At 49.9% G+C, this 21,613-nt stretch carries 17 protein-coding genes and 1 pseudogene; 16 read left to right on the top strand and 2 right to left on the bottom strand.

What is annotated here, in order from left to right; genetic code table 11:
- Positions 1 to 133: 133 nt before the first annotated feature.
- The 3 genes from ACFFT4_RS04080 (at position 134) to ACFFT4_RS04070 (ending at position 2,539) form a co-directional block, all read left to right on the top strand.
- Complete coding sequence (locus ACFFT4_RS04080; RefSeq protein ID WP_378045293.1) at positions 134 to 802, top strand: TetR/AcrR family transcriptional regulator; 669 nt, start codon at positions 134 to 136, stop codon at positions 800 to 802.
- A gap of 64 nt (positions 803 to 866) precedes the next feature.
- Positions 867 to 1,802 carry an ABC transporter ATP-binding protein gene (locus tag ACFFT4_RS04075; RefSeq protein WP_378045291.1) on the top strand — a complete coding sequence of 312 codons (936 nt, stop codon included), beginning with the start codon at positions 867 to 869 and terminating at the stop codon, positions 1,800 to 1,802.
- The gene (locus ACFFT4_RS04070; RefSeq protein ID WP_378045290.1) at positions 1,799 to 2,539 is read left to right on the top strand and encodes an ABC transporter permease; all 741 of its coding nucleotides are present in this window, start codon (positions 1,799 to 1,801) and stop codon (positions 2,537 to 2,539) included. The genes ACFFT4_RS04075 and ACFFT4_RS04070 overlap by 4 nt, the downstream gene beginning before the upstream one ends.
- A gap of 70 nt (positions 2,540 to 2,609) precedes the next feature.
- On the opposite strand, the gene ACFFT4_RS04065 is transcribed toward ACFFT4_RS04070, so the two are convergent.
- Positions 2,610 to 3,521, bottom strand: a complete 912-nt coding sequence (locus ACFFT4_RS04065) for a phospho-N-acetylmuramoyl-pentapeptide-transferase (protein ID WP_378045287.1) — start codon at positions 3,519 to 3,521, stop codon at positions 2,610 to 2,612.
- Positions 3,522 to 4,060: 539 nt separating this feature from the next.
- Here ACFFT4_RS04065 and ACFFT4_RS04060 point away from each other — a divergent pair.
- From ACFFT4_RS04060 to ACFFT4_RS04030, 7 genes are all read left to right on the top strand, one after another.
- Positions 4,061 to 4,447 carry a retropepsin-like aspartic protease gene (locus ACFFT4_RS04060; protein ID WP_378045286.1) on the top strand — a complete coding sequence of 129 codons (387 nt, stop codon included), beginning with the start codon at positions 4,061 to 4,063 and terminating at the stop codon, positions 4,445 to 4,447.
- 496 nt (positions 4,448 to 4,943) lie between these two features.
- Positions 4,944 to 6,584, top strand: a complete 1,641-nt coding sequence (locus tag ACFFT4_RS04055) for a sigma-70 family RNA polymerase sigma factor (RefSeq protein WP_378045535.1) — start codon at positions 4,944 to 4,946, stop codon at positions 6,582 to 6,584.
- A gap of 32 nt (positions 6,585 to 6,616) precedes the next feature.
- Positions 6,617 to 7,522 (top strand): ParB/RepB/Spo0J family partition protein, encoded by a 906-nt coding sequence (locus tag ACFFT4_RS04050; RefSeq protein WP_378045284.1) that lies wholly within the window; start codon positions 6,617 to 6,619, stop codon positions 7,520 to 7,522.
- Between the two features lie 348 nt (positions 7,523 to 7,870).
- Positions 7,871 to 8,563, top strand: a complete 693-nt coding sequence (locus tag ACFFT4_RS04045) for a response regulator transcription factor (RefSeq protein WP_378045282.1) — start codon at positions 7,871 to 7,873, stop codon at positions 8,561 to 8,563.
- The gene (locus ACFFT4_RS04040) at positions 8,541 to 10,775 is read left to right on the top strand and encodes a sensor histidine kinase (RefSeq protein ID WP_378045280.1); all 2,235 of its coding nucleotides are present in this window, start codon (positions 8,541 to 8,543) and stop codon (positions 10,773 to 10,775) included. The genes ACFFT4_RS04045 and ACFFT4_RS04040 overlap by 23 nt, the downstream gene beginning before the upstream one ends.
- A gap of 144 nt (positions 10,776 to 10,919) precedes the next feature.
- Positions 10,920 to 11,144 carry a hypothetical protein gene (locus ACFFT4_RS04035; protein WP_378045278.1) on the top strand — a complete coding sequence of 75 codons (225 nt, stop codon included), beginning with the start codon at positions 10,920 to 10,922 and terminating at the stop codon, positions 11,142 to 11,144.
- A complete protein-coding gene (locus ACFFT4_RS04030; RefSeq protein WP_378045277.1) occupies positions 11,137 to 11,721 on the top strand; it encodes a Fic/DOC family protein in 585 nt (194 codons plus the stop codon). Before ACFFT4_RS04035 ends, ACFFT4_RS04030 begins: the two co-directional genes overlap by 8 nt.
- Before the next feature lie 108 nt (positions 11,722 to 11,829).
- Here ACFFT4_RS04030 and ACFFT4_RS04025 read toward each other — a convergent pair.
- Positions 11,830 to 12,083 (bottom strand): annotated as a pseudogene (locus ACFFT4_RS04025) (restriction endonuclease).
- A gap of 332 nt (positions 12,084 to 12,415) precedes the next feature.
- Here ACFFT4_RS04025 and ACFFT4_RS04020 point away from each other — a divergent pair.
- The 6 genes from ACFFT4_RS04020 to ACFFT4_RS03995 all read left to right on the top strand — a co-directional run bounded on the left by ACFFT4_RS04020 (position 12,416) and on the right by ACFFT4_RS03995 (position 21,611).
- A complete protein-coding gene (locus ACFFT4_RS04020; RefSeq protein WP_378045275.1) occupies positions 12,416 to 14,332 on the top strand; it encodes an AraC family transcriptional regulator in 1,917 nt (638 codons plus the stop codon).
- Positions 14,333 to 14,404: 72 nt separating this feature from the next.
- Positions 14,405 to 15,712 carry an acetamidase/formamidase family protein gene (locus ACFFT4_RS04015; protein ID WP_378045274.1) on the top strand — a complete coding sequence of 436 codons (1,308 nt, stop codon included), beginning with the start codon at positions 14,405 to 14,407 and terminating at the stop codon, positions 15,710 to 15,712.
- A 247-nt stretch (positions 15,713 to 15,959) separates the two neighbouring features.
- On the top strand, positions 15,960 to 16,808 hold the full coding sequence (locus ACFFT4_RS04010) for a VOC family protein (protein ID WP_378045272.1): 849 nt from the start codon (positions 15,960 to 15,962) through the stop codon (positions 16,806 to 16,808).
- A 140-nt stretch (positions 16,809 to 16,948) separates the two neighbouring features.
- Positions 16,949 to 17,491, top strand: a complete 543-nt coding sequence (locus tag ACFFT4_RS04005; RefSeq protein WP_378045270.1) for an NADPH-dependent FMN reductase — start codon at positions 16,949 to 16,951, stop codon at positions 17,489 to 17,491.
- A gap of 680 nt (positions 17,492 to 18,171) precedes the next feature.
- On the top strand, positions 18,172 to 19,842 hold the full coding sequence (locus ACFFT4_RS04000) for a response regulator transcription factor (RefSeq protein ID WP_378045268.1): 1,671 nt from the start codon (positions 18,172 to 18,174) through the stop codon (positions 19,840 to 19,842).
- Positions 19,839 to 21,611 (top strand): cache domain-containing sensor histidine kinase, encoded by a 1,773-nt coding sequence (locus ACFFT4_RS03995; RefSeq protein WP_378045266.1) that lies wholly within the window; start codon positions 19,839 to 19,841, stop codon positions 21,609 to 21,611. Before ACFFT4_RS04000 ends, ACFFT4_RS03995 begins: the two co-directional genes overlap by 4 nt.
- Positions 21,612 to 21,613: the final 2 nt, after the last annotated feature.

Genomic DNA, 21,613 nt, shown 5'->3' with positions numbered 1-21,613 from the left:
CGGGTCGCGGAAGGTCCATGTTGGGTTTGACGTTGCCAATTTCGAAGATCGACGGATTAGGGGTTATAAGTTGACGCAGACCGATTTCCAGATTATAATCTAACCAGTTAGTTAAAAAAAGAGGTGAAGACCATTGCCAAAAAATCCCCCAACACGTGCCCGAACTTATGATGCTGCACGAACGAAGGAGATTATTCTGGATGCGGCGGAGGAGATTTTTGCCGAGCTTGGGTACTCGGCGGCGCGGATCGATGCGATCGCTAAAGCTTCCGGCTATAATAAGAGCCTGATCTACCAGTATTTCGGAGACAAGCTGGGGCTGTATACGGAGGTCGTTAAGCGCGCGGACCAGGTTGGAGAACAGGCGACCGGCCGGATCATCGCGGGGCTGATGAGCGAAGAGGGATTGGTCTCTGACGCAGCCAAGTTCAAGAAGTTCCTGGAGACGAATACGCGCTCCATGTACGAGTTTCTTCTGGAATACCCCCGATATCGGAAAATTCTTTACTGGGAGGCCGCCGAAGAGTGGAAGACGTGGAACCAGATTTCGTACCGTCCGGACGATCTGACGCAACTGCATGAGCTGGCGCAATCCGCCAAGAACAACGGTATTCTCCGGAAGGATCTGGATCCCGCGCTGGTTCCCGTCCTGATCATGAACTTGACGACGGCTACGCTTCAATCTTTTTCCCGTTTCGGCAATGTGCTTGGAGATGCGGATTCGGAGCAGCGGCAGAAGGAGATCATGGAGCAGCTGGTTCAGTTTGTTATTCACGGCGTCATGGAGCCCTCTTCCCTGTAAAGGGCGGCTTCTTTCTGACATAAAATAAATAACTGGTTAGTTTTAATCGGAGGGAGAGAGAAAAATGAAGGACGTCATTCGAACGGAGCGCTTGTCCAAGCGGTTCGGGCAAGCTCGGATTCCGGCCGTAGACGAGGTTTCTTTGTCCGTCGGCAAGGGAGAAATCTACGGATTTCTTGGCCTAAACGGCGCGGGCAAAACAACGACGATCCGCATGCTGCTCGGGATGATCGGTCCCGATTCGGGTGCGGCTTACTTGCTGGGAAAGAAAGTGTCGGCCGGACGAACCGATGTGTGGGCCAAGGTAGGCTACATGGTGGAGACGCCATACTCGTACCCCGAATTAACGGTGCGGGAAAATCTCGAGCTTGTCCGCAGGCTGCGCAGGATTGAGAATGTTCGGTCCATCGACGCGATATTGGCGAAGCTGCAGCTTGTGCCTTACCGGGATCGGAAAGCGAAGAATCTCTCTCTGGGCAACGCGCAGAGACTGGGACTTGCGAAAGCATTGATCCATGAACCCGAAATCCTGATTTTGGACGAACCGACCAACGGCTTGGATCCGGCCGGAATCGTCGAGGTTCGCGAGCTGCTTCGGGAGCTGGCGGCCCGGCATGGCGTAACGATTTTCCTGTCCAGTCATCTGCTCGGGGAAGTGGCGAAGCTCGCCACGCGCATCGGCATTGTGCATCGGGGTCAACTGTTGAAGGAGATGGACGTCGGCGAACTGCAGCGGAATCTCAAAAAAAGCTTGCTCGTGAACGCGCGCGATACCGAAGCGGCACGCATCAAGCTGAAGGGAGCCGGATATCGGGTGGAAAGAGGCGACGACGGGGCGATGAGGCTGACAGACGACGGCGCCATCGCTCGACCGGATAACGTGGCCAAGCTGCTCGTACAAGCGAACTTGCCGCCGACTCTGCTTAAGGTTCAAGAGGAAGAGTTGGAGGCTTATTTTCTGAGAACGATCGGAATGGAAGGAGGCGGAGAGCCGTCATGAGAACCGCAATCTGGGCGGAAGTCCTGAAGCTGCGCCGTTCGCGAATCCTGTGGATCTCGCTATTGGCATCGGCAATGATGCCTACGATGATGGGCCTGGTTCAGGCAGGGGTCATCGGAACCCCTGCCAACGAAATCGGGGGAACGCAATGGGAGCAATATCTGATTGTACTTGGCAGTTTAATTTCCATCGGTGGGATAATTGGCTTCGGTTTCGTCTTCAGTTGGCTGTTCGGCAGGGAATATTCCGATCGTACGGTGAAGGATCTGCTGGCTCTGCCGATGTCCCGCGCGCGAGTCGTAACGGCCAAGCTGTTCGTTGCCGCCGTATGGTGCTTCCTTCTGGCCATCTTGGCATACGGAGTTGCCTGTATTTTCTCCGGATTGCTTCGATTCGAAGGGATGACCGGCCAAGCTGTCGCGACTGGGCTTTCTCGCTATATGGCCACGACATGCATGGTGATCTCGTTAGGGGCGCCGGTAGCCTGGAGCGCTAGCGTGGGCCGAGGTTACCTCTCCTCTCTCGGCTTTGTCGTCCTGACGATGATTACCGCTCAATTCAGCGGTGCGCTGGGAATCGCGGCCTACTTTCCTTGGGCGATTCCGAGCCTGTTTAGCGGGGCGGCAGGGGTGGAAAACATGCATCTGAATGCCGTTAGCCTGTCGATTCCTTTTGCGATCGGATTGCTTGGCGCTGCCGCCACGCTCGTTTGGTGGCGATACGCGGATCAGAAATGACCGCTGCTGCCGCAGCGGGGGGGCGCGAGTCGACGAATCGGGCAATCGAGGCGAGCAGGCTCCGCATGAGCTAGAGGGCATATTTCCAAATCAACCAACAAATAAGAACGGACGCCCAAGAGATGAAACCGAATACCATAACGATCTTATTTTCGCTCCAACCATACTTCAGGCTGAAATGATAATGAATCGGAGCCATTTTAAATAGACGTAATTTCGTGCGTTTGTAGTACCAGACTTGCAGGATAACCGAAAATTGTTCAGCAAGATAAACCGAAAACAGGATCGGGATTAATATTTCCACCTTCTCAATTACCGCTAAGATGGAGAGAGAGCCTCCAATCGCTAGCGATCCGGTATCCCCCATAAAGGCTCTGGCAGGATAAATATTGTATAGAAATAATCCGAGCAGACAGCCAATCATTACGAGCGAAAAGGTTTGCACTTCCTGCTTGTCCGAGATTAGAAAAAAGAAAAAGTAAGTCGGGATCGCAGCATTGATCAACAGTCCGTCCAGACCGTCCGTAAAATTGATAGCATTGGCTGATCCAACCACAAATAGGGTCATGATAGCTATGTACGCGTAAACGGGCAAGTGCAGCTGAAAACCATTGAACAACGAAATATCGCTCGTCAACGTAAACGAATGGAACAAAGCGATAAGCAGAATACCGGTAAACGCGAATTGAAACACAAGCTTCGTTCGCCCGGAGATTCCTGAGGGATCAGAACCGAATAAGAGAAACGTAGCGCACAAAAGGGTCATCAAGGGTGCAGGGTGAAATTGTAGAGAGGTTACCACGCCGATAAGCAAAATGAGGCCAGCCATCAGAGGCGTTCCTTGCTTGGCTTGATGGTCGGGGGGCAGCTCGGACCGAATGGGCTGCGTGAGCTTTAAGCTGCGCAGCCCCCATATGAGCAGCGGTGTAAAAAAGACCACAAGCAAAAAAGAAAGACCGGATATACCCAACATTCCATACATTCCGAAAGCTCCCTTCCCTCGTTGCCTATTGAAATGCCCTGCACGATTCCTCTAAATCAACTATACGAAGGGTTTTAGATTCAATAAAGTGAAGGTTTGCTTGGCTTCTTTTCCTATTTTCATATAAGTCGTTGAATTCTAGCGGGAGACAATAGCATCAGTCGAGGACTTGATTTTTCCAGTCCAACGCCGAGGTTGTTTTATATGGAGTCAGTTTCAAGGGTTTGTCTAATGAATATTTGTATATGTTACAATATAGTTATCATAAAAGCTGGGGGTGACGGGATGCGTTGGGAAGAGGTAAAGGAACGATTTCCAAACGAATGGGTGGTTCTTGAAGCGACGAAGGCCTATTCCTCCGATGGCAACCGCTATATTGAAGAAGTTGTTCTCATTGATCGGTTTGATGACTCAACGTCGGCGATGCGCCGATACAGCGAATTGCATAGGCAGGAACCGTATCGCGAGTACTGTTTTTTCCATACATCCCGTCCTACATTAGTAGCCCGTGAACGGTACGTTGGAGTGCGAGGGCCGTTATGAATCTTAATGTGAATCTGGGGCTTCCCTTTGTTTCAGTCACAGTCATGTTCCGCGGCCAGAAATTGAAGCTGGAGAGAGTCTTACTGGATACAGGTTCTGCGGGAACGATTTTCAAAGCGGATGTCGTGGGAGCAATCGGTGTTGTTCCTGAATCCAAGGATGTGGTGGATTCCATTCGAGGTGTTGGTGGAATTGAATACGTGTATACGAAGAACTTTGATACAATCGAATTCGATGGCATCTGTATTGGTAATTTTCAAATTGAAATTGGAAGTATGGAGTATGGCGGCATAAACCTCGATGGCATCATTGGCTTTGATTTTATCCGGGCAGCAGGCCTGATTATTGATTCGGTAAGAATGCTGGCTTATTCCGATTCTTGAAAAAGTATGAATGGTTACAATAACATCATCTAGCTTCGAATTGTGGTTTTGCACAGCCCGATTCGATAGATCACGATTTTGAAGGAGGACTAAGTTATTAGAGTAGGCAGTTGAACAAGAGAGAGAACTGTTTCACAGTGTGCTCCAGTCTACAGTTAGGTAGGAAGAGGATGGGGATTGATTGACTCTGACTCTGCCCATTGTATTAGTTTACCCCATTCAAAAAGCTATCCCAACAAATCTTATTTTAGGATAGCTCTTCGAATATAAATAATAACTTTGTTTCAACCCGCAGATATATTTATATCTGACTTTCTTATAATACTATGAATTTTTATTAATTCAAAGTAATTATTTATATTGATTTTTCAATGAAGATTAATGTAAACTGAATTCAGAAAATTCAAATATATAAAATAATTTATCGGGTAATTGTGAAGGACATTAAGTGAAAGTGAGGTTGTTAAGAACAAATTAGTGTTAAAAGTGGTCGTAAATCAAGAAATTAAAGGAGGAATGGAGTATTTCAGAAAATAATTTTTGCGTTTTACGTTATTGCAAACAAGTAGAATGGACAGCCCATAAATTTATTAGACAGCGGAGAGATTGTAAAGATTTAAAAGAAGAATTAGTTCAGCAAGGGTATGTAGGACTTCTGGAGGCTCAGAAAAAATATGAAAGCAGTAAAAATACTAATGGCTTTTGGAGCTATGCTTGTAGTTTTGTAAAAGGAAGAATGAAAGACTTCATCCTGTATAACAGGCCTCTAATCCGACCAAGTCGCAAATTGAATTCAATTGTTCTTCAAATGTATAAGGAGAATCTTGTGAATTGTACTCCTGAGCATATTTCCAACTGTCTTGGCTGTACTATTGATATGGTTATGCAAGGTTTAGAGTATATTAAGCTTCGCAATGTCAAGTCGCTTAATCAGCCATTGTTGCATGATGACATCCAAGAAACCTCTGAGTTAATTGATTTTATTGGGGCTGAAGAAGAGCGAGATGTTATATTTCAAATAGAAGTCCTTGATGGTTTGTCAGCAAGTGAACAAAGCATTATAGAAATGCTGATAGACCGCTATAGTGTCGGAGATATCATGAGGCATTATAAAATTTCACAGCACGTTTTAAACAACATTCTGAAAAAGATAGTAAGCAGTTGCGGATATGATTACGCAGCTATCTTGAAACGAAATGAGGGATGGTTAATGAATCTCGACCATTTTGATTTGGATGATGGTGAAGAAAAGGCAAAAGCTCAATTAAGGTGGGTATCTTTAGAACAAGTGTTGCCTAATCCGAAAAATCCGAGGTTGGATCTAAATGTAAATACAAAACATCTACAAAGTCTAATAGAATCTATTGGTTGGGAAGAACCAATCACTTGCTATAAATCGGGAGATAACTTCATTATTATATCAGGACATCGAAGATGGAATGCAGCGGTACAGTTAGAGCAAACGAAGATTCCAATATTCATCGTCGAGGCGCCAAAAAGTGCAGCGGAGGAACTGGATCGTATTGGTTCCGTACAAAGCGGTCAGGTGGAATGGAGTCAATATGACCAGGTCAAATATACATACGATAGATGGATTGCTTCTGGGAAAAAATCATTTGATGATCTTGGTCAAGAACTTGGTATTTCTAAAGGCTTGACTGGGTCAAGAATTCGTGTGTACAAATATTATCCAAAGGTTGAAATCGAGGAAAAGCTTAATAATCGAATGTATTCTATAACGATGTTGGATTATATTCATATATGGATCAAACGGCTTTCTAAATATCATCCCGATCTAATGAAGACATGGGGGGAACATTACATAAGACGGTTGATGTTGAAAAAGTACGAGGCACGTTGTTTTAACAGCCAGATAGCACAGGACCATAGATTTGTTACAAATGCTACTTCTCAAGTTATCCGCGGGTTCTTGATAGATATAAACAAAAAGCTACAAGATTTCCAGATACAATCAATCTATATTAAAGATACTAAGATCGATTCTTCTGCGATTATTTCTGAAATCAAAGATTTGCAAGTAAAAACAAAAAAGGAGGTAAAGATGCTTTTGGTAGAACTAGATAGCTTGTTGATGTGCATTGAGGAGAAAAGGGCGCAGTTGGAAAATAATATCTAACAGAGAGGTTGAGATACTTGGGAAATGTTCGAATGATTTGGGTAAGTATAAGCAAAGTCGTTCCTAATCCAAAGAATCCAAGGAGCAACTTATCTATAAAAACAACTGAGATGCAACATATTATTAAAAGCAAAGGTTGGGAAACAGGCATTACATGCTATGAGCGAGACTCAAAATATATTATTCTTTCTGGGCATCGTAGATGGTATGCTGCAAAGAGATTAAAGATTAATGAGGTTCCAGTTATACTCGTCGAAGCCCCAAAATCGGAAGAAGAAGAATTAAAACGTTTGGGAAGTGCGCAAAACGAAAAAGAAGATTGGACCGATTATGAATGGACGAAACATACCCATGAAATGTGGATAGCTTGGGACAAATGTTCTTTTGAAGAGCTTGCGAATAAAATGAGAAGAAGTAGTAGATGGGTTGCAGAAAGGGTAAGGGTTTTTCAGTATTATCCTCATAACGAAATTGAAGACGGACTTATCAAAGGGACTTTGAACATAACTGTGTTGTACCGGCTCATTGGGTGGTTAGAGAAGTTACTGAATCAAAAATCAGATGTAGTTGCCTCCTTCAGTCTTAATATGATCAGAGCTACTATGTTGCTAAAGATAACAAAGAGGCTGGTCAGTATTGATGATTTGAAAAATGAAAAATTTATTCGTGAATCTAATGACGAACAACTGAAGAAGTTTTTACAGGATAATAGAATGAAATTGTCAGATTGTTTGCGGGAAATAGAAGAATCCAATAATGGAGATTTATTGGAGAAAAAAGAAAAGTCCTCTTATCAACACAGAATTGAAAACATGAAGGTATGTTTCAGTCAGCTTAATGTAGATGATATTACAAATGTACGAGAAGTGCTGGCTCATATAAATAAGGTAAGAGAGGAGTTATTAAAAAAGCAGAGTGCACTAAGAAAATTAATATAGGAGAACATACTTGAGCGGGTGATTACCGTGCAGAACTAATTTTATACGAACGATGAAGTTGCTATAGCTTGAAGCAAACAAAAAACTCCAACCTCACGAGGTAGGAGTTTTTTTCGCTATGGAGCAAAAGAGGGGGCGTAAAGCCCCGATCCCGAATGAGGGTATTAGAGTTCGATTCAAGCAGAAGATTGAGAAACGGTCCGAGCAATGCAATTCAATCCACCGAGCTATTTCTGGGCATGCCCCCCAAACATTAAGAACTTCTTCATAATTATCATAAACCGATGTTCATATTTTCCGCTTACTATTAAGCTATGGAAAGACGACTTGGGAAAAGTGGAGTGAAAGATGGATAATTTCTTCGTGCTCGTTGTGGATGATGAAAAGGAAATACGGGACGCCATCGAGATTTATTTGAAGAATGAAGGCGTTACGGTATTGAAGGCGAAGGATGGAGTTGAAGCGCTGGATCTCATTAACGAGCATCCGATTCATCTGATTATTATGGATGTGATGATGCCCCGTCTCGACGGAATTGCCGCGACGTCCAGAATTCGCGAGAAGAAAAACATTCCGATCCTGATGCTGAGCGCCAAAAGCGAGGACAGCGACAAAATATTGGGCCTCCACGTCGGAGCGGACGACTACGTGACCAAGCCTTTTAATCCGATGGAGCTCGTAGCCCGCGTGAAATCTCAGCTGAGAAGGTATGTGACGCTGGGCTCCTACGAAGGCATCAAGAAAGTGATCGATCTGAAGGGCCTTACCTTGGACAAATCGGCCAAAGAAGTAACCGTTCACGGCGAACCGGTAAAGCTTACGCCAATCGAATACAAAATCGTTGAATTTCTGATGACGAACGCCGGCCGAGTGTTCTCAATCAGCGAAATCTACGAATGGGTATGGAAGGAGCCCGGATTTAACGCGGAAAATACGGTGGCCGTCCACATCAGAAACATTCGGGAGAAAATCGAGATCGATCCGAAAAATCCAATGTACTTAAAGGTGGTGTGGGGAATTGGCTACAAAATGGAGAAATAGACTGGGCTTTGGCGTAAGGGCGTTTCTGTTCACATTTGGCCTGAGCGGGTTCCTCATCGTATCCACTTACGGCTCCAATTACGTTTATCGCGATTATTTTCACACGCCGCAATTTCGCAACGAGCTCAACCTGTTTGCTCAATATCTGAACTTGTTCGAGCTTAACCTGATTCCATTGGAGAAGGCGAAGCAGTCCCTAACGGTCTCTCAGGACGAAATCGACGAATATCGGAACGGATTGGGAAATGTAACGGATCAAATTACGTTTCTCAAGAACGAGTACGAGCAGCTCCTGAATGAAGCCGAATCGGCGAACAACCGGGACGCAGCGGAAATCTATCTTGCGGAAAGAGATAGGAAAATCGAAGAGATCGCTCAGATTTTCAAAAGCGACGATTACGCTAGAGCCAAGATTATTGCCGATAAGGAAAAGAGCGTGGAAGAGTATTACCGGGGAAGAGAAGAATATTATTTGGATTTCTTAAGCTACAAGGGACAGCTCCAGTATTATTTTACAAGCGGCATGTCCGATAGGGTCTATACGAATATCCTGCTTGCCGATGACGAATCGATCACGGATAAGATGAATTCCCATTACATGAGCTATATCTCGAGCTACTCGATCCCCACTGATAATTCGGACTCTTATTATTGGCTTCGCCATTATGATCGACGAGTAAATTCGCTCCTTCCGTTCAAGGGAGAGATTGCGGTAGCCAGAGACTTGCCCTCGTCCAGCTCCATCGGGATCAAGTACAAGAAGTACGAACAGGAACAAATCGCGCTATGGGCATATGGTTTGGCGAGTCTCGTTTCTCTCTTCGCATGCTTCCTCCTCATGAGGAAGAGAGGGGGCGCGCCGGCAACGGCCGCAAGCTGGGTCCCCCATTACAACAAGCTTCCCATAGACGTGCGGGCCGTTTCGACCATCCTGACAGGATGGGCCACTCTTTATTTACTATTTTCCATAAAAGATCGATTCCTTCAGGTTTGGGACAATCCCTTCGACTCCGGCTGGAGGATGTTCATCGGAATGGCGGCGGCAGCGGCAGGTTTAGTGATCACTCTGGTTCAGGGAAAGCTCATTGCGGCGCGATTCCGGGATTGGCCGTATATGAAGCAAGAATGGCGGAGCGGACTTTTAAATAAGGTCTGGCAGAGCGTGAAGACGCAAATCCTTCGAGCCAAAAACAGCTTAACAGACGCGTTTCTCAGTACGAGCACCGGAGTCCAATTGTTTATCGTGTTAACGATCATATATGGTTTAGGTTTAGCGGCATTAATGACAATCGTGGATCCCGTCTTTGTTGTTACCTATTTTGTGCTGCTTGCGGCAATAGGGCTCCCTCTCTTGATGGTGCTGATTAAGCGAATCGGGTATTTTAACCGCATTGTGTTGAAGACGAGCGAGCTCGCGGTCGGGAAGCTGGGGCAAGATCTGGGAGTCTCGGGAAAATCCGTATTGGCCGCGCTTGCCGGAAATATCAACGTCTTAAAGCAAGGAGTAACCACGCTGCAGAACGAGCAGGCCAAGAGCGAACGGCTGAAAACCGAGCTTATTACCAATGTAAGCCATGACCTGCGAACGCCGCTCACCTCCATCATTACGTACACCGAGCTGCTGAAGAAGGAGGACGTCTCGAACGAGAACAGAATTGCCTATGTTGAGATTATCGACCAGAAGTCGCAGCGGTTAAAGGTTCTGATCGACGATCTGTTCGAGGTTTCGAAAATGGCGAGCGGCAATGTGGAATTGAACAAGGAGAAGGTCGATCTCGTCCAGCTTTTGCAGCAGACGCTTGCGGAATACGATAGCGCGATCCGCAATTCCAGTCTTCAGTTCCGGCTGCCCAACATGAAAATGCCGGTGTACGCCTCTGTGGACGGGCAGAAGCTGTTTCGCGTTTTCGATAATTTGATCGGGAACGTCCTGAAGTATTCGCTCGACAACTCGCGCGTCTATATTACGATACAAACGGCGGGGAATCAGGTGACGATTTCGTTCAAGAATGTATCCAAATATGAAATGAGCGAAAATCGGGACGAACTGTTCGAGAGGTTCAAACGCGGGGACTCCTCCCGTCACACGGAAGGCTCCGGCCTGGGGCTGGCCATTGCGAAGTCGATCGTGGATCTTCATGAAGGCAATCTTGCGATTGAAGTCGACGGCGATTTGTTTAAGGTCACGCTCTCTCTCAAGGTACGGGAGTAGTACGTCAAAAATAGCGGAACGGGAAGTAATGGCATACGGATCGTCTGTCAACTTTCCGTTTTGAAGCTATCTTCGCAACCCATTGACCATTTTTTTGTTATAATTATGGACAGGTATTCTTTTCAGGAAAGGTGGACAGTCTGGATGAATATACATGTTGTATTTCGAAACAAAAAGCGGGTGTTGCGTGTGAAAAGATACACTCATGAGAAAAGGCTTCGTGCATTATCGTATGCCAAAGCTACGCTTGCAATGGAAGGTATGTATCTTACTGCCCGAGAAGAGCAATTGATTTTGAAAAGAGCTAATGGAGAAGTGCGGAATGCGGATTTTCTAACTCTCGCTATGGAAATCGCAAAGAATGTATAATCAAAATGATTCAAAATATTGTTATCCCGGCAGTGATGTGCTAGTAAATATCCCAGGTTTTACTGAACAGAGACAGTTAGATGCTTTTGAAAGATTAGTAACATTGGATCGACTCAGGTTACTTAATTTGAGGCCGGTAAAGGGTGAGTATGACCGAACTCACTTATGCAATATTCATAGGTTTATCTTTAAGGATATCTATCCATTCGCAGGCAAACTCCGTGAGAAAGATATCGCTAAAGGTAAGTTTCGCTTCGCTAATGTAAGATTCTTGGCTAGTCAAATTGATCAATTGCTCACCGAACTTAAAAATGAGAACTTGCTGAATGAATTGCCGTTTGAGAAGTTTATTGAGAGACTGGCTTATTATTTTACTGAGTTAAACGTACTTCATCCTTTTAGAGAAGGCAATGGACGCACTCAACGTGAGTTCATACGCTCTATTGCCGCAGAATCCGATTGTTTTATGGATTTTACTGATATAGCTCCTGAACAAATGCTAAAGGCCATGATTGAATCACCGTATAATAATCAAAGATTAACTCATCTACTATATACAATAACAAAGAAAAATTGACAATTTTTTCGAGGGAAAACGATAGGGGAGTATCAATGGTCAGAGAGAACACCAATTGAGCTTAGGCAATTGAAAGCCTATTTCAGAACCCCGCCATTTATCCATTTTTCAAGATGAGCCCCTTCTTATTCTGAGCCGAAAAGTATTGCGTTTTATCCGAGTGATTGCATCTCTAGTTAGTCGGCTGGTCGTAACGATAAATGCTTTTGAAGCTTTACTTTCTTCACGGATGGCAGACAATTCCCTTACTTCAATGCGACGACATCGATTCCGTCATCTTTCGTTGCTCGGTTAACAGTCACTTTCCACCCTTCTCTTTCAAGCAATGTTCCAATGAGTTCTTCGAATTGCTTCCAACCCATTTCGGGATATTAATCTTCCTTTTGTCAGTAGTTCTTGAGCTATCAATAAGTCCAAGTAACCACTCGAATGTTTTGGCCCAATTTAAATTGGATTCAGTGAATTCGGATAGCCAATCATGAGAAACTTTAACGGATTTACCTATCGATCCTGCTTGAAAAACTCATGAATTGGGAAAAAGCCGGCACATAATCGAACTTGAGCCGGACGAGTACAGGGTCGGAAAACCATAATACGACCGGCCCGGGGGCTCAGGCTCCCGGGCTTTACGAGTTGCCGCTCGTCTTCAACGGCCGAATTAAGTTAAGATGATAGCAGAGAGAGGAGAGGGCGTATGGATTGGCAGACCCACGTCGAGCGGTGGAGCCGGGCCGCCGTCAGGCTATTGGATATTCGACATTTTCGTGCGGAAAATGGAACCGTCCCCGATCGCTGCGCGGCGCATAGCAGCTTCTTCGTAGTGATTACCCAGGGAGAGGCGGGAGTGAGTCTGTCGGACACGGTCTATCGCACCCGTTCGCCCTACCTTTTGCACGGAGGGAAGGGGACGGAGGTTGGCTTTGAGTCGGTTAGCGACGAATTCGCCTGCTATTGGATGGGCTATAAAGCCGATTCCGATTCGCCGGAGGACCGCGAGAGCTTCCATACGTCGTATGCATTTGCTCCCTATGCGCTGCTGCCCCTGCAGGACAAGTGCCAGACGATGCATCGCCTATGGCAGCAAGCCGCTCCGATGGACAGGCTGCAGGCGCAGTCCGTCTTTCTTCCGTTCGTATTCGAGGTTATGCGGCAAATTCGCAAGTCGGCGGCGGAAGGCGGCCGGCCGAATCTGGTCACCGAGGCGATTCGCTATATCCAGGAGCATTACAAGGAATCGATTACTGCCGAGGAATTGGCCGGGCTTTACGATTGCAGCGCGAGCTACTTGTCTCGCCTGTTCAAGAACCAACTGGGAGTCGGTCCGATCGAATACCTGATTCATGTACGCATTCATAAATCGAAGCAGTTTCTGCTGAAGACGGAGGCCCGCATCCAGGAAATCGCCGGTAGCGTCGGCTATGCGGACGTCTATTATTTCAGCCGCTTGTTCAAGAAGCATACCGGCAGTTCCCCGTTCCAGTTTCGGGAAGACCATCGGCAGATGGTTCAGCATAATCCATTACGCCGGTTAAAATCGTCTATTGTAACCCCCTTGCCTGCTTCCCATAATGAGAATGAGACTTATTATCAACAGGAAGAGGAAGGGGAAACATCGATGTTCGGATTTTCAAGACCGGCGGTCGGAGCCAAAATGCTGCTGTGCACAGCTTTGCTTCTGAGCGCATGCCAGGCAGGAGACAATACGGGAGCGCCGGCCTCTCAGCCCGCTTCGACGGACGCCGCTGCGGCGAGCAACACTGCTTCGACGGAGGACACAACAGCGACAATACGCATGTACAAGCATCTGAAAGGCGAAACGGAAATTCCCGTGAACCCTCAGCGCGTCGTCAGCCTGTTTCACTTGGGAGAGTTGATGGCAATCGGGGTAAAGCCGGTAGGCGCGACGACCTTCGTCCTCGGCAATCCGATGCTGGACGATATATCCGGTATCGCGGATGTTGGAGTACCGCCCGACGCAGAGAAAATTCTGTCGCTGGAGCCCGACCTGATCGTGACAACGGAGCCGTTCGCCGAAGTCGTCGAGGGCGGGTATGAAGCGCTGAGCCGAATCGCGCCGACCCTTGTCGTGGAGCAGTACAACGATCCGGTTAAGGATGTCGAGATGTTCGGCGATATTCTCGGCAAGCAGGAGGAAGCACGGCAGTGGAACGAGGCGTTTGCCGCCAAGATTGCCGAGTACAAGGCGAAGATCGGCTCGACGATCGGCGCCGATGAAACCTTCTCGATCTTGAACGTGCGGCCTGGCTCGCTGTTTATTTACGGCGACACCAATATGGGAGGCAACATTATTTATAAATACTTGGGCTTGAAGCCGACCGACAAAGTAAAGACGGACGTTATTAACGGCGAGACCTGGGAAATATCCGCGGAGGTCGTCTCCGATTTCATAGGCGACCATCTGCTGCTGGCCGTGAACGAAGGCGCCGAGGAAGACTTGAAGGGCGTGGACAAGTTTATTCAGGGCTCTTCGGCCGGGAAGGCCGGAAATATTTACAATATCGACTTCGATCAGTTTCTGTTCAGCGATCCGATTTCGGTGGAGAAGCAATTGGATATCATCATGAATTTGCTGACGGATAACGACAAGTAGAGCTTGTCGCGGTACTCTTCCCTCTGTATTTGATTTATAATGACTATAATTTCAAAAAGGAGGTATTCTGCGATGAAGCAAGCTGTCGAGACATTGTTCGTCAATACGTTCACGGATGGGATTTTGGACCCGAAGCAAGAGATGCTTGGCCCGGTCAAGGATGGCGGTCATATCGTGGCCAACACGGCGCCCGGCTGTTGGGGACCGATGATTACGCCTTGCCTGAAAGGCGGGCACGAGGTTACGAAGCCGGTCTTCGTGGAAGGAGCGGAAGTAGGCGATGCGATCGTGATTCGCATCAAGTCCATTGACGTAACGTCTATCGCGACTTCCTCGGGGAAGGACAAGCCGGTCGAAGGCCGATTTCTTGGAGATCCTTTCGTAGCCGTGCAATGTCCCGAGTGCGGCACGCTGAATCCGGATACGGTCATTAGAGGCATCGGTCAAGAAGCGATTCGCTGCGCCGACTGCGACTCCGACATCACTCCTTTTATTTTTACGAACGGTTATACCATCACCTTTGACGAAGACGGCCAAGTCGGAGTCACCTTGCCGAAGGAAGCGGCCCAACGAATCGCGCATGAAGGCCGCCATTATATGCGCACGCCGGACGCGTCGGTGCAGAACCCGATCGTGACGTTCGCCCCGCATGATCTGGTCGGCGTCATCGCGCGCATGCGGCCGTTCCTGGGGCAGCTCGGCACGACGCCCTCCCAGGCGCTGCCCGACTCGCACAATGCCGGCGATTTCGGCTCGTTCCTGATCGGGGCGCCGCATGCATATGCCGTCACCCAAGAGGAGCTGGACGAGCACCGTACGGACGGGCATATGGATATCAGCCGCGTACGCGCCGGCGCAACGCTGATCTGTCCGGTCAAAGTTCCGGGCGGCGGCGTCTATCTGGGCGACATGCACGCGCTGCAAGGCGACGGCGAAATCGCGGGTCACACGGCCGACGTTGCAGGGATCGTTCACCTGCAGGTCAAGGTGCTGAAGAACGTGAAGCTTGAAGGCCCGATTTTGCTGCCGAACGCGGAGGATTTGCCCTATACGGCCAAGCCGCTATCCGCTGCGGAGAAGCGCGCTGCCGAAGCTCTCGCGGCCAAGTGGGGCTTGAAGGAGCTTGAAACCTCGCTTCCGCTGTCCGTCATCGGAACGGCATCGAACCTGAATGCAGCGACCGACAATGGACTCGCCCGTGCCGCAAGGCTGTTCAACGTAACGGTGCCCGAGATTATGAACCGCGCCACGATTACCGGCTCGATCGAGATCGGCCGCCATCCGGGCGTCGTCACCGTAACCCTCCAAGCGCCGAAACGCTATTTGGAGTTGGCGAAGCTGTACGAAGTCGTCGAGGATCAGTATAAAGCAGTGTTATAGCCTGTGGCACAGATCGCAGGCGAACCGCCTCTCTACGCGGCCTTTGTCCCGAATTCCACGGGACAAGGCCGTTTGGTTTTACTCGCATAGGGAGGCGTTATTACAGCATAACAACTTAGCCCATGGCTGCGGTATTGACCTGCATCTTTCTTTATAGTAATATTACTTACATAAAGTTATTAACTATACGTATTGAAGTTCTGCCGATCCAAATTGAACTTCGAGCGTTATGAATAGGAGGTGACCTATGAAGTTCCATCGTCAGCCTTACACTTACATCGGTCAAGTCAACTTAAAGGTAACGGATTTGAACCGGTCGCTGGAGTTTTATAAGCGGATCGTCGGCTTCCGGGTATTGAAGCAGACCGGGAAATTCGCGGAGCTGACGGCGGACGGGAAGACCGTCCTGCTAACGATCGAGCAGCCGGACGACGTTGTGCCCAAGCGGGACAGAACGACCGGTCTGTATCATTTTGCGCTGCTGCTGCCTTCCCGATCCGATCTGGCGCAATTTGTGCTGCATCTGTCCGACAATCACATCCGCATCGGCTCGGCCGATCACTTGGTCAGCGAAGCCTTGTATTTTTCGGACCCGGACGGCAATGGAATCGAAGTCTACCGCGACCGCGAAGCCGCGGAATGGACCTGGAACGACGGTCAGGTAGCCATGGCTACGGACCCCTTGGATTTTAGAGACCTTCTCGCGGGGGTAACCGAACGGACTTGGAACGGTCTGCCGCCCGATACGGTTATGGGGCATATTCATCTGCACGTCTCCGAATTGGAGAGAATCAAGGCGTTTTATGTGGAAGGACTGGGATTTGAACTGATTTTGCGATTCGGCGGGCAAGCGCTGTTCATCGCCGACGGCAAGTACCATCACCATATCGGCCTGAATACCTGGAACGGCGTTGGCGCGCCCCGGCCGCCGGAGAACGGCGCCGGACTGAAGTCGTTCACCGTCGTTTATCCGAGCGAAGAGGCGCGAGCGCAAGTCGTCGCGAATGTACGCAAGCTCGGCTCGACGGTAACCGCCGAAGGCGAGGAGTTCACGGTGGCCGATCCGTCCGGCAATCGTATTCGTATGGTGGTCTAGGGAGGATGACAGGAACTTGACCCTAGGGAGGGCGATTCGATGGAAGAAAACGGGCAAATCAGGGCAATCTATAGGCTGGCGATACGAAAACATGGGATTACGGGCAAGCGATTCAGCTAAACAATAAGGAGGATTATACAATGGCAAACCTTAATATTGGGATTATTCTGGGAAGTACGCGCGCAGGACGGGTAAGTCCGCAGGTCGGGGAATGGGTGAAGGGGATCGCGGAGCAGCGCGGCGACGCCAACTATGAAATCGTGGATATTGCGGATTACAAGCTGCCCTTCCTCGGGACCACCGACGGAACGGAGCCGGGAATCGCCGCCTGGAACCAGAAGCTGGCCGGGCTGGACGGCTTTGTGTTCATCGTGCAAGAATATAACCACAGCATCACCGGGGCGTTGAAGAACGCGCTCGATTTTGCCCGCGACGCATGGAACAACAAAGCGGCGGGCATCGTAAGCTACGGGTCGACGGGCGGAGCCCGCGCGGCCGAGCATCTGCGGGGAATTCTCGGCGAATTGATGATCGCGGACGTGCGCGTGCATCCGACGCTATCCTTGTTTACTGACTTCGAGAACGGTTCGGTGTTCAAACCGCAAGAGATGCACCCGGCCAACGTCAACGCTATGCTCGACCAAGTGCTCGCCTGGAGCGGCGCTCTGAAAATTCTGAGATAACGACCGCGATTTTTCTTGCGGCAGGAGGCTGTCCCATATGTCATTAGCGGGCAACAACAAAAATGATCGATTTGTAATCATGGGGATATATCTCCTGTAGAGCGAAGCGCCTGCCTCATACGGTCGTACAAGATGATCGATTAAGAAAAAAGTGCATGTATCTTCTGGAGACTGCCTCATACGGTCCTGAAATCACCGCTTAACGGGTTATCCATTCCCATTTCAGAAGCGTATAGCATCGTAAGAAGATACATGCACGACAACATTCTCTATCGATTATCGTTTTGGACGACTCTTGAAACGCCATTCTGCGCCCAGAGGACGCCGAAGGCGTTTTTTTGGCTTGCGCGCATACTTCCAAAATTAATCCACCTATCCAAAAGGAATGACCTATGAATCCCCCCGGGCCGCATTATATAATGAGAGGCAAGGAAAATTTCGCTCTGCGAAAGTCTCGGCGCAATGAAGATGACGCGGGACGATTCGTTCGGGCGACCCTGTAAACCTATCGGATGGATATTACGCGCCTGCTAAAATGAAGGCGCTTTTTTCGCTAGGGCGTGTCTGCATACTCCGAGGGCAGCAGATGTTGCCGAATTTTCGTTCCATGCAAGGAACTTTTGTGAAGGCGTACCGGAGGTACGTCAAGCAAAAGTGACGCAGCAGGGGGCGAAAAGGCGGTGATAGATGCCCCTGAGCGGGTTTGCAGACACGCCCAAGAGGCAGCGCAGAGAGGCGACGGGGGTGGCGATTTGAAAATACTGGTCGTGGATGACGAACCGAGACATCTTAGAGGAATGGTAAGCCTGATTCGCCAGCTGCGCCCCGATGCCCAGGTGACGGCTGCAAAGGACGGGGCCGCGGCGTTGGAGCAGGTCAAGCAAATGTGCCCCGAAGCGATATTGACCGATATCCGGATGCCCCGCATGGACGGATTGGCTTTCCTGGAGAAATTAAAGGAAGAAGGCATCGAGACCAAGGTTGTCATGATCTCCGCCTACAATCTGTTTGAGTATGCGCAGATGGCGGTCCGTCACGGCGCGTTCGATTATTTGCTGAAGCCGGTAGAGATCGAGAACGTGAAGCATTTGCTGGACCGCATCGATCTGCAGCTGAGCACCGAGTCGCTCCAGCGCAAGGAGACGGAGGAGATGAAGCATCGGCTGACGCTCGCCTCTTCCGCTTACCGCAGCCGCCTGTATCTCTCCTGGCTGAACGAGAGCCTGACGCCGTCGGAGCAAGAGGAGATGGACAAGACGGAGTGGCTGCAGGGCGGCGGGATCGTGATCTATTCCGAGCTGCAATTCAGCCGTCCGGACGAAGAGAAAATAAGCGGACTGGCCTACCTGCAAAGCCTGGAGCGGGGCTGGTCGAAGCTGGGAAAAGCGATGACGATTCTCCACAACGGACTGGAGGACAGAAGCTGCGCCGCGGTAACGGTCGTTCGCACGCCCCCGCTTGCTCCCGAACTGGAGCGGCGCGTTCGCGAGATCGCCGCTTCCCTCTCCGAGGAGCTGTCGACGGCCGGGCGGCTGACGCACGGAATCGGCCCTTATTGCGACTCGCTGTCCGGTGGCGGGCCGCAAGCTTATCGGGCCGCCCAGACGGCCAACGAGCGCAACTTTTTCGAATGCTGGGACGGGCTGTTCTATTACGACAAGTCCCGCCCCGCCTGCGACAGTCCCGTTCCGATCGACTCGGAGAGGCTGTTCGAAGCGCTGTTGGGGAACGAGGTCGAGCATGCGGTCGATCAGTGCCGATCTGCCTTCGAACGGCTGTCGGACGATGGTTACGCGCAGCCGTCGCTGATGAAGGAGCAGGCCTCGCTGCTTCTCATGAAGGTCAAAAGCCGAGTACACGATCTCGTGGACCGGCAGGTCGGCAGTCTCCTCACGCAAGCCTCCGCCTCGCTCCTGCAGGAATGCGATTCGTACGGCAGGCTGCTGGAGCTGCTGGAGACCAGCATCCGGGAAGTTTACGGCGCTTTGACGCAGGCGCAGCAGGACAAGAACGAGATTATCGTCGCGAACTGCTTGAGGTGGATCGAAGAGCATGCCAAGGAGGAACTGACGCTGGAGCGGGCGGCGGCGCATTTCTTCTTTAATCCCTCCTATTTCAGCACCTTCATCAAGAGCAAGACGGGAAGGACGTTCTCCGAGCACGTGACGGCAGCCCGAATGAGACGCGCCAAGGCGCTGCTGGCGGACAACCGGCTCCGAATTTACGAGATTTCCGCGGAGTGCGGCTATCAGGATACCAAATATTTCTGCCGGGTATTCAAGAAGCATCACGGCATATCGCCGGAAGCCTACAAGCACACGTCACTCCCGGAAAGGAAACGCAAGGAATGAAGACGACTTTCCGCTCGCGTATTTTGGCCAGCTATATTTTCCTGATCGCGATTCCGCTCATCGTGCTTGGGGTGCTTTATTATCGGACCAGTCTGCAGGTAGTGACGGAGCAAGCGCAGAAGAACGTGTACGAGATCGTGAAGAAAAACAACGCGATCATGGACACGAAGCTGGCCATCATCGAACAGAACAGTCTCGCCTTGTTCGTGGACAAGGATCTGTTCCGCATTTTCAGCAGCCTGGACCCCGCGGACGAAGCGGATCTGTTCGAGGCGGACCGCCAGGTCTCGTCGGTGCTGAGCAAATATTTCTCCTTAAACGAAGATGTCTACGCTTACCAGCTGTGGACGTCTTATTTTACCTTCGGGCAGATGCTGCCGCAGGGCGATCCTACGCGCTCGGACATTTATCGCAAGACGCAGCAGGCCGGCGGGAAAATCGTCTGGTACCCCACCTACGATTTCGTGGACATGTTCGCGCAGCCTTACTTGCAGGAAGGGAAGCTGGACTTTCGCCATCTGTTCACCGCGGCGAGGCTGTTGGACTTCTCCTATTTGAACAATACGACGCTGGAGAAAATGGAAGCCGACGTGGAACGCCCCGTTCTCGCGATCAGCTTTAAGCTTGAGGCCTTAAAATCCCTCTATGAGGAGAGCTTCCCCGAAAGCTCCCGCTATCTGGTCATGAACGAGGATTACAAGGTGGTGGCCGGCAGCGATTCCGCCAAAATATCGCAAGTCTACAAGGAACGGTGGCTGGAGCAATTGCAGCTGGAGAATAGCGGCACGCTGAGGATGACGCTGGACGGGGAGCCGATGATCGTCTGCTTCGATCGTTCGGCCGTCACCGGCTGGATCTCGGTCGTCTGGACGCCGGAATCGGCGCTGGCGAGCAACCTGGTGCCCGTCATTCGGACGTCGAGCATGCTGATGGCCGTCATTCTGGGCATCGTGGCGATGGTATTCGCCTACTTCATTGCCGGCAGAATCACCAAGCCGATCAAGAAGCTGCTGGGAGCGATGCGCTCGGTAGGGGAAGGCGACTTCCAGACGCAGATCGCGTTCCGCACGAACGACGAATTCGGTATTTTGCTGCAGCGCTTCAATCGCATGAACGCGCAGATCCGGCATCTCGTGACGGAAAATTACGAAATCAAGCTGAAGGAGCAGGAGGCCGAGATTCAGGCGCTCAGCATGCAGATGAATCCCCATTTTCTATACAACACCTTAAACGTCATGAACTGGACGGCCATCGAGAACGGGCAGAAGGAGCTCAGCAAAATGCTCGTGTGCCTGTCCAACATGCTGCACTATACGTCGCGCAAGGACTGGGGAGCCGTTCATCTGTCAGAGGAGACGGAGTGGATGAACAATTATTTTTACATTATGTCCGTCCGCTTCGAGGGCAAGTTCTCCATCGGCTACGAGATCGATCCCCGGCTGTACGAATACAAGGTTCCCCGGCTGCTGTTTCAGCCCTTCGTCGAAAACGCGATTCTGCACGGCTTCGATCAGATCGAGACGGGCGGTTTTATCCGTATCCGGGGCTGGATCGCGGACGAGACGCGGTATTACGAAATTGCCGATAACGGCCGGGGGATGAGCGAGGAGACGGTCAAGGCGATTTTGTACCGGGAATCCTCCTCGGTCGGGATCAAAAACACGATTGCCAGAATTCAATTGCAGTACGGCGGGCAGTACGGCATCTCGATCAACTCTCGGCCGAACGAGGGAACGAGCGTTGTGATCACTTTGCCGCTGAAGCCCTAATA

The sequence above is a fragment of the Cohnella cellulosilytica genome (assembly GCF_042431195.1).
GTDB classification, from domain to species: Bacteria; Bacillota; Bacilli; order Paenibacillales; family Paenibacillaceae; genus Cohnella; species Cohnella cellulosilytica.
Note: the sequence above shows the minus strand (reverse complement) of the source record. Positions and strands in the feature narration are given on the sequence as shown.